The sequence below is a fragment of the Bradyrhizobium jicamae genome, assembly GCF_018130215.1.
Lineage (GTDB): Bacteria > Pseudomonadota > Alphaproteobacteria > Rhizobiales > Xanthobacteraceae > Bradyrhizobium > Bradyrhizobium jicamae_A.
In genome coordinates this window covers 18,178-32,587 of record NZ_JAFCKQ010000004.1, presented here as the reverse complement: position 1 = coordinate 32,587, position 14,410 = coordinate 18,178, and the positions used below count along the sequence as shown (strand labels likewise).

At 66.0% G+C, this 14,410-nt stretch carries 16 protein-coding genes and 2 tRNA genes; 5 read left to right on the top strand and 13 right to left on the bottom strand.

The features are described from left to right. Position 1: 1 nt before the first annotated feature. On the bottom strand, positions 2–475 hold the full coding sequence (locus JQ586_RS07500) for a MarR family winged helix-turn-helix transcriptional regulator (RefSeq protein WP_212393894.1): 474 nt from the start codon (positions 473–475) through the stop codon (positions 2–4). Between the two features lie 86 nt (positions 476–561). Here JQ586_RS07500 and JQ586_RS07495 point away from each other — a divergent pair, with 86 nt between their 5' ends. Then, the gene (locus JQ586_RS07495) at positions 562–1,779 is read left to right on the top strand and encodes an MFS transporter (RefSeq protein WP_212393893.1); all 1,218 of its coding nucleotides are present in this window, start codon (positions 562–564) and stop codon (positions 1,777–1,779) included. A 60-nt stretch (positions 1,780–1,839) separates the two neighbouring features. On the opposite strand, the gene JQ586_RS07490 is transcribed toward JQ586_RS07495, so the two are convergent. From JQ586_RS07490 to JQ586_RS07440, 11 genes are all read right to left on the bottom strand, one after another. Continuing rightward, positions 1,840–1,915 (bottom strand) — tRNA-Phe (locus JQ586_RS07490). A 141-nt stretch (positions 1,916–2,056) separates the two neighbouring features. Then, complete coding sequence (gene yacG, locus JQ586_RS07485) at positions 2,057–2,236, bottom strand: DNA gyrase inhibitor YacG (RefSeq protein ID WP_212393892.1); 180 nt, start codon at positions 2,234–2,236, stop codon at positions 2,057–2,059. A 92-nt stretch (positions 2,237–2,328) separates the two neighbouring features. Next, positions 2,329–2,958, bottom strand: a complete 630-nt coding sequence (locus tag JQ586_RS07480) for a Maf-like protein (RefSeq protein WP_212393891.1) — start codon at positions 2,956–2,958, stop codon at positions 2,329–2,331. Positions 2,959–3,140: 182 nt separating this feature from the next. Further along, the gene (locus tag JQ586_RS07475) at positions 3,141–3,605 is read right to left on the bottom strand and encodes a low molecular weight phosphatase family protein (protein WP_212393890.1); all 465 of its coding nucleotides are present in this window, start codon (positions 3,603–3,605) and stop codon (positions 3,141–3,143) included. Between the two features lie 53 nt (positions 3,606–3,658). Further along, positions 3,659–4,165: a UPF0262 family protein gene (locus JQ586_RS07470; protein ID WP_212393889.1), complete on the bottom strand. Its 507-nt coding sequence runs from the start codon at positions 4,163–4,165 to the stop codon at positions 3,659–3,661. Then, positions 4,162–5,457 (bottom strand): histidinol dehydrogenase, encoded by a 1,296-nt coding sequence (hisD, locus tag JQ586_RS07465; protein ID WP_212393888.1) that lies wholly within the window; start codon positions 5,455–5,457, stop codon positions 4,162–4,164. The genes JQ586_RS07470 and hisD overlap by 4 nt, the downstream gene beginning before the upstream one ends. 214 nt (positions 5,458–5,671) lie before the next feature. Continuing rightward, a complete protein-coding gene (locus tag JQ586_RS07460) occupies positions 5,672–6,097 on the bottom strand; it encodes a DUF2948 family protein (protein WP_212393887.1) in 426 nt (141 codons plus the stop codon). A 187-nt stretch (positions 6,098–6,284) separates the two neighbouring features. Continuing rightward, positions 6,285–7,109, bottom strand: coding sequence for an alpha/beta fold hydrolase (locus tag JQ586_RS07455; RefSeq protein WP_212393886.1), 825 nt, complete (start codon positions 7,107–7,109; stop codon positions 6,285–6,287). A gap of 24 nt (positions 7,110–7,133) precedes the next feature. After that, on the bottom strand, positions 7,134–7,643 hold the full coding sequence (locus tag JQ586_RS07450) for a hypothetical protein (protein ID WP_212393885.1): 510 nt from the start codon (positions 7,641–7,643) through the stop codon (positions 7,134–7,136). Positions 7,644–7,835: 192 nt separating this feature from the next. Beyond that, positions 7,836–9,533 (bottom strand): FAD-dependent oxidoreductase, encoded by a 1,698-nt coding sequence (locus JQ586_RS07445; protein WP_212393884.1) that lies wholly within the window; start codon positions 9,531–9,533, stop codon positions 7,836–7,838. A 54-nt stretch (positions 9,534–9,587) separates the two neighbouring features. Beyond that, positions 9,588–9,785: a hypothetical protein gene (locus tag JQ586_RS07440; protein WP_212393883.1), complete on the bottom strand. Its 198-nt coding sequence runs from the start codon at positions 9,783–9,785 to the stop codon at positions 9,588–9,590. Between the two features lie 306 nt (positions 9,786–10,091). Between JQ586_RS07440 and JQ586_RS07435 the strand changes: the two genes are divergently transcribed. Beyond that, a tRNA-Thr gene (locus JQ586_RS07435) sits at positions 10,092–10,166 on the top strand. A gap of 232 nt (positions 10,167–10,398) precedes the next feature. Here the strand turns inward: JQ586_RS07435 and JQ586_RS41065 are convergent. Beyond that, the gene (locus tag JQ586_RS41065; RefSeq protein WP_283815425.1) at positions 10,399–10,524 is read right to left on the bottom strand and encodes a hypothetical protein; all 126 of its coding nucleotides are present in this window, start codon (positions 10,522–10,524) and stop codon (positions 10,399–10,401) included. 100 nt (positions 10,525–10,624) lie between these two features. Between JQ586_RS41065 and JQ586_RS07430 the strand changes: the two genes are divergently transcribed. The 3 genes from JQ586_RS07430 to JQ586_RS07420 all read left to right on the top strand — a co-directional run bounded on the left by JQ586_RS07430 (position 10,625) and on the right by JQ586_RS07420 (position 14,250). Beyond that, on the top strand, positions 10,625–10,945 hold the full coding sequence (locus JQ586_RS07430; RefSeq protein WP_212393882.1) for a hypothetical protein: 321 nt from the start codon (positions 10,625–10,627) through the stop codon (positions 10,943–10,945). Between the two features lie 213 nt (positions 10,946–11,158). Continuing rightward, positions 11,159–11,899 carry an outer membrane protein gene (locus JQ586_RS07425; RefSeq protein WP_212393881.1) on the top strand — a complete coding sequence of 247 codons (741 nt, stop codon included), beginning with the start codon at positions 11,159–11,161 and terminating at the stop codon, positions 11,897–11,899. 206 nt (positions 11,900–12,105) lie between these two features. Then, complete coding sequence (locus tag JQ586_RS07420) at positions 12,106–14,250, top strand: methyl-accepting chemotaxis protein (RefSeq protein ID WP_212393880.1); 2,145 nt, start codon at positions 12,106–12,108, stop codon at positions 14,248–14,250. The last annotated feature ends 160 nt before the right edge of the window (positions 14,251–14,410 follow it).

The following is a 14,410-nucleotide window of genomic DNA, read 5'->3' as shown; positions in this document are numbered from 1 at the left end:
GCTACTTCGCCTCTGCAACAACCTTCGCGTCATGCAGGCGGTCGGCCCGCTGCTCGATGCGCTGGAGCGTCTTGAAGGTTACAGCAAGTTCTTCGCCGCCGACATCCCTGAGCAGATTGGCGCGCACCCGGCGCAGCACCCGGTTGATTTCCTCGACCTTGGACTTGCCGGTCGTCGTGACATGCAGGGTCTTGGCGCGCCGGTCGCTCGGATCCTCGCGGCGCTCGACCAGGCCTTCGGCCTGGAGCAGATCGACCAGCCGCACCAGCGAGGGTCCCTCGATCCCCAATTCGTCGGCCAGCACGCCCTGCCGGACATTCTCGCCCTGTCGTGACAGCAGCAGCAGCGGAATCGCGGTGGCGTAGGACAGGCCGTGATCGGACAGCGCCTGGTCGGCCTCGCGGCGCCAGATCCGGCCGAGCCTGGTGATCAGGCGGCCGATCTCGGCGTGGATATGGGCCCGGGTGGGAGGCATGCAAATTAGATAGGACACAAACTATTAGGCTGCAACTATATTGACCCGGAGAGGCGATCACGAAGAAGCGAACGAGGACAGCGCAGATGGACGCGCGCTCGACGGCAGAGATACGCGACGAACATGCGGGCGACGGCAGCCTGGCGCTGATCCCGACTTTCGTCGTCGTGGCGGTGGATGCCACCGGAATGGGCATCATCCTGCCTTTGCTGCCGTTCTACTCGCAGCGGCTCGGCGCCTCACCGTTCCTGATCGGCGCGCTGATCTCGGTCTATGCGGTGTGCCAGCTGGTTGCCGGCCCGGTGGTCGGCATCCTCTCCGACCGCTATGGCCGCCGGAAGGTGCTGGTCGTCAGCCAGATCGGAACCTTCGTCGGATTCGTGCTGCTGGCGATGGCGGGCAATCTGACGCTGGTGTTCCTCGCCCGCATCATCGACGGCCTGACGTCGGGCAACATCTCCGTGGCCCACGCCTATGCGGCCGAGCACAGCGCGCCCGAGACCCGCAAGCAGGCGCTCGGCATGACCAGCGGCGCCATCGGCACCGGACTGCTGGTCGGCCCGGCGCTGTCGGGCCTTCTCGTTCATTACGGCGACACCGCGCCGGTGTGGGCTGCGGCCGGCCTGTCCCTGATCAGCATCCTTGCCACCATCGTGCTGCTGTCGCCGGATCACCCCGCCTTCGAGCCGCTCTACCAGCAGCGGGTGCCGGAGCCGACGCTGATGCGCACCATTCTCGGCATGCGCTATGCGTGGCGCCTGCTCGGCCTGCTGATCGTGTTCTTCTTCGTCAACTCGATGTTCCTGTCGCAGATCGGCCTGTTCCTGTCGGCGCGGTTCAGCTGGGACGGCCATCCATTCGGCGCGCGCGAGCTCGGCTGGATGTTCGCCTATGCCGGCTTCATCAACATGATCGTGCAGGGCCTGCTGATCACGCGCGCCAATCGCGTCGCCTCTGACCGCGGCATCGTGGTGGCGGCGTTCACCGGCATCGCGCTCGGCTCGGCCGGGCTTGCGATCGCAGGCCGGATCAGCCTGCTCGCCGTGTTCCTGACGCTGATCATCGTCGGCACGATGTTCGCGCGCAGCACGTTGACGGCCGAGCTGTCGCGCAGCAGCGCGATCAACCGCCAGGGCATGATCATGGGCCTCAACCAGTCGCTGATGTCGGGGGCCAATATCAGCGCGCCGCTGGTCAGCGGCGCATTGATCGGCCACCAGCTGTTCGTGATCTGGGCGCTTGGGATGGCGGTGATGGCACTGATCGGTGCGGCCCTGGCGGGACGGCTGCTGGCGTCCGCGTAAGCGCTGATCCTTGAACCGAGCTACGGGGGCAGCGGCTCAATCAAGGCTGTGGTGAGGGAATGGTGCCCAGGGGCGGGATCGAACCACCGACACTGCGATTTTCAGTCGCATGCTCTACCAACTGAGCTACCTGGGCATACTGGCCGGGCCGAAAAGGCGTGAGCCGAGCGGGCGGTTTATAGAGAGGTCGGAGGGCTGTGTCCACCCGCCTTCGCCGAGGGCTTCGGCGCGGCAGGCGCGCCAGCTGTAATTTCCCCAACTTGTTGGCCCGAAAGCGTTATTCCGGATCCTCCTCGTCGTCCTCACGGCCGGGGACGACATAGGCGCCGGTCAGCCAGCGGTTGAGATCGACGTCGCGGCAACGCGGGGAACAGAACGGGCGGAAGGATTGTTCGGCGGGCTTGCCGCAGATCGGGCAGGCTCGCGAGGTCGGGCGGTTTTGGGCTTGATCGGTCATGGTCGCGCGAAGCTTACACCAAACGGGCAAGGGCACGGTGGCCGCAAAGTTCCTCGCTCCGGCCTGTGCGGAGGTCCGCTCCCGCGTGCCGCTTACACCGCGACGGCATTGAGCCAGCCGTGGCGGATCGGAAAACCTTCGCCGCCGAGCAGGGTCACGGTCTCGTAGAGCGGCAGGCCGACCACGTTGGTGTAGGAGCCGACCATCTTGACCACGAAGGATCCGGCAATGCCCTGCACGGCATAGCCGCCGGCTTTGCCGCGCCATTCGCCGGAGCCGATATAGGCCTGGATGTCGTCCTCGCTGAGCCGCTTGAAGCGCACGCGGGTCTCCACCAGGCGCTGGCGGTACGCCTCGCGCGGCGTCACCACGCAGATCGCGGTGTAGACGCGGTGATTGCGGCCGGACAGCAGCCTGAGGCACTGCGCGGCCTCGTCGACCAGATTGGCCTTGGGCAGGATGCGGCGGCCGACCGCGACCACGGTGTCGGCGGAGATGATGAAGGAGCCGCGCAGATCGTCGTCGAGCTGGACGGATTTCAGCGCCGCGTCCGCCTTCGCGCGCGCCAGGCGGTTGGCGCAGGCGCGTGGCAGCTCGCCCCGCTTCGGGGTCTCGTCGACATCGGCCGGGCGCAGCGCGTCGGGCTCGATGCCGGCCTGGTTGAGCAGCGCCAGCCGCCGCGGCGAACCGGAAGCAAGAACGAATTTGGGACGGCCTAGCATGCGGGTTTTTGGCTGGGACTCGAGGGGGACGAACGCGCGCGGAACCTATCGGATGGGGCATGGTTGCACAACCTTGGAACCGGCTGCGAATCGCGCTCCCCGATGGAGACAAGGCCCCATAAGCACAGCTGTTTGTCAGTCTGGCGACAAGGGCAAAATCCGGCAGGCTCCGCGCGTCTCCCCTACCCGTTCGCCGCCGGGACCCTGGCAAAGCGGCGGCGGATGCGCAGCAACAGGCCGTCGCAGACTTCGCGATAGGCGCCGAGCACCTGCTCGCGATTGCCGCTGGTGCCGGTCGGATCCGGGGTCGGCCAGTATTCGACATCGGCCGCCACCGTGCGGGTGAGGTCGAGCGCCTTGTGGTGGGCTTCCGGCGACAGCGTGATGATCAGGTCGAAGTTCAGCCCTTCCCAGTCTTCGAGTTCCTCGAAGGTCTTCGGCTTGTGGGTGGAAATGTCCTGGCCGAGCTCGGCCATCACGGCGACCACGAACGGGTCGAGCTCGCCCTTCTTCACGCCGGCAGAGCGCACATAGAGACCGTTCGGAAACATCTGCTGCAGCAGGCTTTCCGCCATCGGCGAGCGCACGGCGTTGTGCCCGCATGCGAACAGCACGGCCTGCGGATTGCGCGCGCGCGGCGCATCCATGGATCAGGCTTTTTTCGGCGGGGGCGATACCCCGGTGCACGGAGTGACGCACATCATCCGGCGCCTTCACCTTTCCAGTGCAGGACGGTAATCAGGGTAAACAGCCGCCGCGCAGTCTCGAAATCGACACGCACCTTGCCCTTGAGACGCTCCTGCAGCGTGCGCGAACCCTCGTCATGAATGCCGCGGCGGCCCATGTCGATGGCCTCGATCTTGTCCGGCGTCGCGGTGCGGATCGCCTGGTAGTAGCTGTCGCAGATCATGAAGTAGTCCTTCACGACGCGGCGGAACGGCGTCAGCGACAGCAGGTGCGCCACAACCGGCGCGCCGTCTTCTTTCCTTATGTCGAACATCAGCCGGTTACCGGTGATGGCGATATGCAAGGTGTAGGGGCCAGCCTCCGCGCCCTCCGGCGCGAACAGGTTCTGCTCGACCAGATCGTAGATCGCGATCGCACGCTCATGCTCGATATCTGGCCCGGAACGGCCGATCGATTCCTCGTCGAGCGTCACCGCGACGATGCGATGGTTGGAATCCTCGTCGGCGGGTGACTTGGTCATGAGAGGTTGAGGCGCAATCCGACGGAACGTGAATGGGCATCGAGACCCTCGGCCTGGCCGAGCGTCATCGCGGCGGGCCCGAGCGCACGGAGCTGATCCGGCCCGCACTTCAGGATCGAGGTTCGCTTCATGAAGTCAAGCACCCCGAGGCCCGAAGAGAACCGCGCCGAGCGTGCGGTCGGCAGCACGTGGTTGGAGCCGCCGACATAGTCGCCGATCGCCTCCGGCGTATGGGCGCCAAGGAAAATCGCGCCGGCATTGCGGACCTGCTTCGACAGGCCTTCGGCGTCCGCCGTCATGATCTCCAGGTGCTCGGCGGCGATCGCATTCGCCAGCTCGACCGCATCCTCGAGCTTCGCGACCTGGATCACCGCGCCAAAATCGTTCCACGAGGTTCGCGCGATCTCCGCCCGCGGCAAGGTCGCAAGCTGGGCCTCGACCGCACGCTCGACATCGGCGGCGAGCCGCGCCGAGTCCGTGATCAGGATCGACTGCGCGCTGACGTCGTGCTCGGCCTGCGCCAGCAGATCGGCCGCGATCCAGTCCGCATTGGAGGTCGCGTCGCCAATCACCAGGACTTCGGAGGGGCCGGCAATCATGTCGATGCCGACCTTGCCGAACACCAGGCGTTTTGCCGCGGCTACATAGGCGTTGCCTGGGCCCACGATCTTGGCGACGGGGGCGATCGTCGCGGTGCCATAAGCCAGCGCCGCCACCGCCTGGGCGCCGCCGACGCGGTAGATCTCCGACACGCCGCCGAGATGGGCGGCTGCCAGCACCAGCGGGTTGAGCTTGCCGTCCGGTGCCGGCACCACCATCACCACCCGCGGCACGCCGGCGACCTTGGCCGGCACCGCGTTCATCAGCACCGAGGACGGATAGGCGGCAGTGCCGCCGGGCACGTAGAGCCCGACCGCATCGACCGCGCTCCAGCGCCAGCCGAGCTCGACGCCGGCGGCATCGGTGAAGCGCTCGTCCTTCGGCATCTGGCGCCGGTGGAACACTTCGATCCGGTCGCGGGCGAATGTCAGAGCGTCGACGGTCCCGGCATCGCAAGCCTTGACCGCGGCATCGATCTCGGCGGCGGTCACCCGCAGACCGGAGGCGTCGAGGTCGAGCCGGTCGAATTTCCTGGTCGCATCGAGCAGCGCCGCATCGCCGCGGGACGCGACGTCGTCGACGATGGCGCGGGTGGCGCGCTCGACATCGGCGGATACCTCGCGCTTGGCCGCCAGGAAATCGCGGAAACGCTGGTCGAAATCGGCGCTCTGTCGGTCCAGGCGAACGGGCATGGCGGCTTTCTTGAGACGGGGACTCGGGTCCCTGCTCAATGGCGCGGCGGATAATGGCCGTCAACCCTTGGAAAATACACAATCCGCCGTCGTCCCTGCGAAAGCCGGGACCCATAACCACCAAGGCCGGTTGTCAGGGCGAGAAGCGGCCCCGGGGTCCCGCAACAATCGGCATTTCGGGTAATGGGTCCCGGCCTACGCGAGGCACGACGGATCACAAGGCAGCGCCCAGATGATCCGTGCCCAGATCGGTCAGCTCGCATTCCAGACATTCGACATCCAGCCGCAGCGCCGCACCGTGGCCGAACATCAGGAGCGCGCAGCCGCCGGGCGGGTCCGTGGCGCAGAACTCGATCCCGAGCAGTTCCAGCATCTCCTCCGGAGCCTCCAGGTCGATGTTCCGTGACTTGCAGGCCAGCACCCGGTCGAAGCGCAATGCGGCGATCAGCCGCCGCGAACAGGTGCCGCCGCACAGCGTTTGCTCCCAGTCGAGCCGGTTCATGCCGACCACCAGTCGCTTCTCACTCTGGCGCCAGACGATATCGCAGGCCTGGACGCGGGCATCCTGCACATGGGCAGAGATCACCGCGAGGTCATCGGCATCCAACGCAATCAGTTTGAGCGGGGCGGACGGCGACATGGCGAGACATATAATGCCTCGAGGCAGGAGAGGTAGCTCGCCGCCGCTGAATGTTTTCGGCGGAACCGGCGGAGGGCGCGAGATGTATCGCGTAGTGAGTACACCGCACAGGCTCCCTCCGCCCATGAGGGGGAGGGAACCCTTCCGCCGGTAGCTCCATCACTTCGGCCCGGCGGCACCTGCATCATCAACCCTTGATGAACGCGAGCAGGTCCGCGTTGATGGTCTCGGCTTCCGTGGTCGGCATGCCGTGCGGAAAGCCCTTGTAGGTCTTCAGCTTGCCGTTCTTGAGAAGTTTCGCCGACAGCGGACCGGAATCGGCGTAGGGCACGATCTGGTCGTCGTCGCCGTGCATCACCAGCACCGGGACATTGATCTTCTTGAGATCCTCGGTGAAGTCGGTCTGCGAGAACGCGACGATGCCGTCGTAATGCGCCTTCGCGCCGCCCATCATGCCCTGCCGCCACCAGTTCTGGATCACCGCCTCCGACGGTTTCGCGCCCGGCCGGTTGTAACCGTAGAACGGGCCGGCCGGCAGGTCGCGAAAGAATTGCGACCGGTTGGCTGCGACCTGCGCCTGCAATCCGTCGAATACCGACTTCGGCAGTCCGCCGGGATTATTCGGCGTCTGCACCATCAGGGGCGGCACCGCTGCGATGATTGCCGCCTTTGCCACCCGGCTCTCGCCGTGGCGCGCGATGTAATGGACGACCTCGCCGCCGCCGGTGGAATGGCCGACATGGACGGCATTCTTCAGGTCGAGATGGGCGGTCACCGCCGCGAGGTCGTCGGCATAATGGTCCATGTCATGGCCGTCGGCGACCTGGGTCGAGCGGCCATGGCCGCGGCGGTCATGGGCGATGACGCGAAAGCCGTGGTTGATGAAGAACAGCATCTGCGCGTCCCAGTCGTCCGACGACAGCGGCCAGCCATGGCTGAACACGATCGGCTGGCCCGAACCCCAATCCTTGAAGAAGATCTCGACGCCGTCTTTGGTGGTGATGGTGGGCATTGATTGCTCCTTTCGTTTGGTCGATCAGGCGAAGGCCATCGGCCTGAAGCGGCGCCAGGCGCCGATGATGACCAGAACGAAGAACACCAGCACGATGCCCTGCACCACCGCGAACACCGGCCCGGACGGCGGGTTCGGCGGCACGGCGGGCGCCAGCGCCTGCAGCGACGGTATCTTGAGGAAGCTCTGGATGATGAGCACGAAGATGTTGAGATAGAGCGAGATCATCGCCGTCACGACGTAGATCGCACGCCACGCGCCCGCGAGCTGCATCGCATAGAGCGCGATGCAGGCGATCGCGAGCAGCACAAGCGAAAGGATCGCGATCATGTGCGAGGGCAGCAGGTGCGTGAACGGAAACAGGAAACCGGTGGCGTTGGTCAGGATGGTGAAGAGGAGGAAGATCGCGGTCAGGGCCGGCATCGGATTCGAGCCAAGCAGGCCGAACATCACGATCAGGCCGACGGCTACTCCAATCAGGCTGATGATGACGTGAACAAGGGTGAACGTCGCAAGACTCATGCCGAGCACCATGGATGCACTCTCCGTTGAGGACACCAACACAGGTTACGATGCGGTTCCGGAAATTGCCACACGCATCGGTGGCAGGATGATCAACATCTCATGCGATTGTGAAGCAGCAACCGTCGTAACTCCGTCATGCAGCGGAGCGCTTTGCGAAAAGTCGAATCGCGTCGTCCTCGCGAAAGCCGGGACGACGCTGCGCTACAGCGTCGGGCTACCGTCGTCGGCGAGATAGCCGTGCAGCGCAGCGACCACCTGGGCGCCCTCGCCGATCGCGCCGCCGACGCGCTTGACCGATCCGGAGCGGACATCGCCGACCGCGAACACGCCGGGCACCGTGGTCTCGAGCAGCGGCACGGCGCGCAACCCGTCGCCGTTCTGGACGCCGGTCATGACGAAGCCGCCGCGGTCGACCCGCACGCCGCAGCCATCGAGCCAGCCGGTGGCCGGATCGGCGCCGACGAACAGGAAGAGGTTGCGGATGGGAAGCGTGAACTCGTCGGGCGCGAGCCGGCTGCGCCAGCGCACGCGCTCCAGCGTCTCGGCGCCCTCGAGCCCGATCACCTCGGTGTTGAACATCAGGTCGATGTTCGGCGTCGCCTCGATGCGCTCGATCAGATAGCGCGACATGCTGGCGCCCAGACCGCCGCCGCGGATCATCATCGTGACCTTGCGGACATGCGCCGACAGGAACACCGCCGCCTGCCCTGCGGAATTGCCGCCGCCGACCAGCACCACCTCCTGATCGCCGCAGAGCCGCGCCTCGATCGGCGAGGCCCAGTACCAGACGCCGCGCCCCTCGAAGGCGTCGAGATTGTCGATCACGGGCCGCCGATAGCGCGCGCCGCTCGCCACCACCACCGACTTGGCGCGCAGCATGTGGCCGCATTCGGTGGCAAGCTCGAACGCGCCAGAGGCCTTCGAGCAGTCGAGCGATTTCACCGACACCGGGATCAGCATCTCGGCGCCGAATTTCTGCGCCTGGTTGAACGCGCGCCCCGCCAGCGCCTGGCCGGAGATGCCGGTCGGGAAACCCAGATAGTTCTCGATGCGCGCGCTGGCGCCGGCCTGGCCGCCGAAGGCGCGGGAATCGAACACGGCGACCGAAAGGCCTTCGGACGCTGCATAGACCGCGGTGGCGAGCCCGGCCGGACCGCTGCCGACCACTGCGACGTCGTAGAGCTTGTCATGCGCGCGGCCGCCGATCATGCCGAGCGCCATCGCGAGCGCCGTTTCCGACGGATTGCGCAGCACGGTGCCGTTCGGGCAGACCACCAGCGGCAATTCGGCGCGCGTCGGCGAATAGCGCGCGATCAGATCGGCGGCGTCCTTGTCGGTCTCGGGATCGAGGACATGGTGCGGCTGGCCGTTGCGTGCCAGGAAATTCTGCAGCCGTGCCATGTTGCCGTCCGATGTCGGTCCGATCAGCACCGGACCGCCGGCGCGGCCCTGGATCAGGCTGACCCGGCGCAGGATCAGCGCGCGCATGATGCGCTCGCCGAGATCGGCCTCGGCGACCAGCAGCGCGCGCAACCTGTCAGGCGGCAGCAGCAAGGTCTCGACAGCGCCGTCGGCATGGCCGTCAACCAGCGCGGGACGCCCGGAAAGCTGACCGATCTCGGCGAGGAACTGGCCGGGCCCCTGGTCGATGATGGGCGTGACGCGGCCGAGACCGTCGCGCTGGGTGACCGCGACCGAGCCCGACAGCACCACGAACATGCCCGGGCCGGGCTTGCCGGTCTCGAACAGCGCCTCGCCATCCCGGTACGAGCGCGGCTCGCCGAAGCGGCGCATGCGCTCGATCTCGTGCTCCGTCAGGGTCGGGAAGGTTTGCTCGAGCCGCGGAAAGGCTTGCGTCCTCGCATTCAGCCGATTGATCGTCGTCTCGTCCGCAGCCATCTTTGCGACCTTTTCTTTTTCGGGCTGGTTAGCGCGCCGGTCTTGTCAAACGGGTCAGCGCTTCGGCCCGTTGCCGTCCGCATCATCTAGAAAGGCATCGGGGAGTTCGGAAGATGCCGCATCCTCGCGGCCGCGGGCCTGCGACTTGCGCCGCTTGAGGTTCTCGCGCAGCGCCAGCTTGAGGCGGTCCTGTCGTGAATCCTTCACCCGGGATCCGGCCTGTTCGTTGCCTTTGCCCTGATCGCCCGTCATGTCCCGTACTTCAAACCGCCCAGCCCTGCAGCGGATCATAGACAATGCCGCGGCGAAGCGCACCCTGACCGGCCGGGCAGTTGCACTTTCAGCGGCATGATTCGGCGGCCAACGGCCGATCCGGTCGATCGGGAACCGAATCCGGCCGGAATCGGCCGGATTGCCAGGAATCGATCGCCGGGCACGCCGATTCCGGATGATTTCACGGCCGCCCGGGGCGCCCTTTTGCTTGCGCCGGAGGGGGCCTTGTGGCAAGAACCGCCCGCTTGGACGGGCCCCTGAGGGCCGAATCTATTTCCCGGGCATGCTGCCGTAGCTCAGTGGTAGAGCACTCCATTGGTAATGGAGAGGTCGACAGTTCAATCCTGTCTGGCAGCACCATTCCTTTCCGACGACGCGTCAGCATCTACCGACGAACTTGCAGCTCAGGCCGCGAGATTTTCGGCGATCGCGACACGGGTGCGGATCGGCAGGAACTGCGCCCCGACATCGGCAGGCCGCAAGACGCTGGCGGACGATCTGCCCAAGGTAGCCCGTTCAACCATGCACCTCGGCCGTTGACCGGAGGAGCTTGGTATCTGCACCCTGCAATCGTCCACCGGATATCCGTCGATCAATGCGTGAGCAGCACGCTTGCGGCAACGATCATCACCACAACATAAAACGTGAACACACTGCCGACCCATTTCCAGTCGATCTGTCCGCTTTCCGGACTGAGGCTTTCGATGATGCCGTGCATGATCTTCTTCCCTGTCGATCGCATGTGCGGCGTAATAGCTCGGGCCCGGAGTGCATGACGTGACCCACTTCACACTTGCCTGTCGCGGAGCTGAACCCATTTGACCGGGCCGGAATTCAAGAAACTGCGCGAAAACCTCAGCGAGGCGCTCGGCAGGAAGATCACGGCGGCCGACATGGCGAAGCTGTGCGAACTGCCGCCCGCCGGCGGCGCCGACACGATCCGCAGGTGGGAGGTCAGCGGCCCGAGCCCGAAGGTCGCCAAGCTGCTCGGCATCCTGGCGATGGCAAGCGAGCGCTACCCGATCCTCGAGAAGTTCGACATCTTCGATCGCCACGACGTCCCCGTGACGGAGCGCCCCGCGCGCCGACAGGCGTTCCGCGAGCAGATGCGCGAGGACGTGCGCCGCCGGCTTGGTTAAGGAAAGCTGCCCCGCGCGCGTTGCCCGTTAAGCTCCTCTTCACCCCTCGTTAGGCAATCGTTAGGCACAAGAAAACGTTTCCGCGCCAACGGGTTGGGTTAACGGCAGCCGCCGACTCCGGGTGACAGGTTTTTATTCAAATACGGTCTAATTCGCCGCCATGGATGGCGCCTTGCCATGGCGCCGTCATGTGACTTGTCCGGAGACGACCCCATGAAGAAGTTCCTGCTCGCAACCGCAGCTTTCGCAGCTGCCCTCGCTGCCTTTGGCGTGACCGCCCAGGCCGCCGATCTCGGCGCCCGCCCTTATTACCAGCAGCCGCCTGCCTATGCCGCGCCGCTCTACAACTGGACCGGCTTCTATATCGGCGGCCATCTCGGCGGCGTGTTCGCAGGCGACAACACCTTCGGCGGGCTCGCGCTCACCGACTCCAGCGCGCGTTTCATGGGCGGCGTGCAGGCCGGCTACGACTGGCAGCTGTCGTCGAGCTGGGTGATCGGTGTCGAAGGCCAGTACTCCTGGGTCGGCAATCACCAGCTCAACGCGATCTTCCCGAACGGCCTGATCTACAACAACAACCAGCGCGGCATCGCCTCCCTCACCGGGCGCTTCGGCTACACCTGGGGTCCGGGCCTGATCTATGTGAAGGGCGGCTACGCCTATTCCGACAACAACGAGACCCTGACATTCGGCGTTCTGCCGGTCGCGTTTGCGCTCAGCGACAATCACAGCAACGGCTGGACGCTGGGCGCCGGCGCCGAATACATGTTCGCCCCGAACTGGTCGGCGAAGGTCGAGTACCAGTATTACGATTTCGGCGACAGCCACTTCACCAGCCCCGCCGCGCTGGTCCCGTTCGGCACGTTCCACAACGACGAGCACACGGTGAAGGCCGGTATCAACTATCGCTTCAACCTCGGCAACTGGGGCGCTCCGGTGGCCGCGCGGTACTGAGACCGCCAGCTGCAACCAGGCGTGGAAGAGGCCGGCGCATGCCGGCCTTTTTGCGTTCGGTCGCGTGCATCGGTCGACATGCGCGGAAGAAAGCATCATCGCGCGAAGCCGCTCAAAAATCGCGCAGATCGCTGCAATTTTCCCGATTTTATTAACCCGGCACCCGGATACTGCCGCGCGAGGAAGCATCCAGGGGTAGTGGGGAAATGGCGTTTCAGTTCAAGCTCGGCAAGCTCAATCTCAAGCACATTCGTCGTCCGCAGGTGGGCGTCAGGGGCAGCCTGTTTGCGGCGTTCGCAGTCATCGCGGGCATGGCGCTCATCATCAGCGCCGGCGCGGGCTGGGTGCTGCACCAGCTCGGCGGCACCATGCTCGACCTCAGCGGCAGCGACATTCCGCGCCTTGCCGCGAGCCTGCAACTCTCCGCCCAGAGCGCCTCGCTCGCATCTCAGGGACCCGGCCTGCTCGCCGTCCAGACCGAAGACGCGCTGAACGACCGCACCAGGAAGCTGATGGAGGTGCAGCAGCTCACCTCCGCCAAGCTTGGCGAGATCGCCGAGCTCGGCGCCGACAAATCCGTCGTCAGCGCGCTGACCGACAACATCAAGAACACCGGTGACGCCACCAAGAGCCTGGTCTCGGCGGCGCACGAGCGGCTGGAGATCGCGGCCCTTCATGACAAGCAATACAACGCGCTGCGCAAGGCACAGACGGCCTTCGTCTCGGCTGCGGGTCCCGCGATGCTCGACGCGCAGACCCGGCTCAACGCGATTCTCGGTTCGGCCGAAGTCTCCGCTGACGACGCCACCGAAGCGGCCCGCACCGTCGGCCAGATCGGCAACGTGCTCGCCGTCGGCAATCTGATGGCCGCCGACATGACCGCGGCACTGTCGGCCAATTCCAGCGACACGCTCGATGCGATCGAGAAGGAGGTCAAGGCCGGGCGCGAGCGCATCAAGTCCAACCTCGAGGACCTGCCGAACAATCCGGCCATCGTTGCCGTCCGGGATACCGCGCAGAAGCTCCTCGTGCTCGGCGAAGGCAAGACCGGCGTATTCAAGCTGCGCGAGCGGGAGCTCGATTCGATCGACTACGGCCAGACCATCCTCGATGAAACCCGCAAGCTCAACGTCGGCCTCGGCATCAGCGTGCAGCAGCTCGTCGACGCCGTGCAGAAGGAGACCGACGCCTCGACCTTCCAGGCCCGGCAGCAGATCTCGTTCTCGACCATGGTCATGATCGCGCTCGGCGCCGCGACGCTGATTGGCTCGTTCCTGTTCGTGTGGCTCTATGTCGGCCGCAACATCCTGCGCCGCATCCGCGGCCTGCAGCGCTCGATGCAGCTGCTCTCGGACGGCGACCTCGACACCGAGATCCCGCAGAGCCGCCAGCGCGACGAAATCGCGGTCATGGCCGGCTCGCTGCAGGTGTTCCGCGAAAGCATGGTCGAGGGCCGCGAGCTCTCGGCCAGCCAGAACCAGGATCGCATCGCCAAGGCCGAACGCGCCTCGCGCATGGAGACCCAGATCGCCGAGTTCGAATCCACCGTCCGCGCCGCGCTCGGCGGCCTGCAATCCTCGGCGAGCTCGATGCAGACCACCGCGCAGAGCATGTCGGCGACCGCCGACCAATCCAGCGCGCTGGTCAGCGCCGTCGCATCCGCGGCCGAGGAGACCTCGGTCAACGTGCAGACGGTGTCGGCGGGCACCGAGGAATTGTCGTCGTCGATCGCGGAGATCGGCCGTCAGGTCGTGACCTCGGCGGAGATCGCCCGCAAGGCGGTGGAGGAGGCCAGCGCCACCGACGCCACCATGCAGGGGCTTGCCGACAATGCCGCGCGCATCTCCGTCGTGGTCGACCTGATCCAGACTATCGCTTCGCAGACCAATCTGCTCGCGCTCAACGCTACCATCGAGGCGGCGCGCGCGGGCGAAGCCGGCCGCGGCTTTGCCGTGGTCGCTTCCGAGGTGAAGAACCTCGCAAGCCAGACCGCGAAGGCGACCGAAGAGATCCGCCAGCAGATCGTCAGCATGCAGGAGGTGACGACGACGGCCGTCTCCGCCATCCGCAACATCTCGAGCACGATCGGCGAGATCAACGACGTCACCACCGCGATCGCGGCCGCGGTCGAGGAGCAGGGCGCGGCGACCCGCGAGATCGCCCGCAACATCCAGCATGCCGCCGGCGGCACCAGCGAGGTGTCGAGCAACATCGTCGGGGTCAGCAATGCCTCCTCGGAAGCCGGCGCCGCCGCGGGCGAGGTGCTGCACGCCTCCGACGCGCTGCGTCGCGAGGCCGACGTGCTGCGTTCGGAAATCGACAGCTTCCTGTCGAACATCAGGGCGGCGTAGCACCAGCGATCGACGCGGCAGCCCGGATGGAGCGCAGCGAAATCCGGGTCTGCTCTTTCCAGGCAACCGCCCCGGATTGCGCTCCGCTCCATCCGGGCCACGGAATTTCGGTTCCTTCCTCTCCCTGTCTCCGGACCACCATCCTGATTTTTCGGCTGGC

Excerpts from the sequence above, each read along its gene's own strand:
- JQ586_RS07495 (WP_212393893.1), top strand. The coding sequence starts at position 562 with ATGGACGCGCGCTCGACGGCAGAGATACGCGACGAACATGCGGGCGAC.
- JQ586_RS41065 (WP_283815425.1), bottom strand. The coding sequence starts at position 10,524 with ATGCACGGCATCATCGAAAGCCTCAGTCCGGAAAGCGGACAGATCGAC.
- JQ586_RS07450 (WP_212393885.1), bottom strand. The coding sequence starts at position 7,643 with ATGGTGCTCGGCATGAGTCTTGCGACGTTCACCCTTGTTCACGTCATC.
- JQ586_RS07460 (WP_212393887.1), bottom strand. The coding sequence starts at position 6,097 with ATGTCGCCGTCCGCCCCGCTCAAACTGATTGCGTTGGATGCCGATGAC.
- hisD (WP_212393888.1), bottom strand. The coding sequence starts at position 5,457 with ATGCCCGTTCGCCTGGACCGACAGAGCGCCGATTTCGACCAGCGTTTC.
- yacG (WP_212393892.1), bottom strand. The coding sequence starts at position 2,236 with ATGACCGATCAAGCCCAAAACCGCCCGACCTCGCGAGCCTGCCCGATC.
- JQ586_RS07455 (WP_212393886.1), bottom strand. The coding sequence starts at position 7,109 with ATGCCCACCATCACCACCAAAGACGGCGTCGAGATCTTCTTCAAGGAT.
- JQ586_RS07475 (WP_212393890.1), bottom strand. The coding sequence starts at position 3,605 with ATGGATGCGCCGCGCGCGCGCAATCCGCAGGCCGTGCTGTTCGCATGC.
- JQ586_RS07425 (WP_212393881.1), top strand. The coding sequence starts at position 11,159 with ATGAAGAAGTTCCTGCTCGCAACCGCAGCTTTCGCAGCTGCCCTCGCT.
- JQ586_RS07445 (WP_212393884.1), bottom strand. The coding sequence starts at position 9,533 with ATGGCTGCGGACGAGACGACGATCAATCGGCTGAATGCGAGGACGCAA.
- JQ586_RS07420 (WP_212393880.1), top strand. The coding sequence starts at position 12,106 with ATGGCGTTTCAGTTCAAGCTCGGCAAGCTCAATCTCAAGCACATTCGT.
- JQ586_RS07500 (WP_212393894.1), bottom strand. The coding sequence starts at position 475 with ATGCCTCCCACCCGGGCCCATATCCACGCCGAGATCGGCCGCCTGATC.
- JQ586_RS07440 (WP_212393883.1), bottom strand. The coding sequence starts at position 9,785 with ATGACGGGCGATCAGGGCAAAGGCAACGAACAGGCCGGATCCCGGGTG.
- JQ586_RS07470 (WP_212393889.1), bottom strand. The coding sequence starts at position 4,165 with ATGACCAAGTCACCCGCCGACGAGGATTCCAACCATCGCATCGTCGCG.
- JQ586_RS07480 (WP_212393891.1), bottom strand. The coding sequence starts at position 2,958 with ATGCTAGGCCGTCCCAAATTCGTTCTTGCTTCCGGTTCGCCGCGGCGG.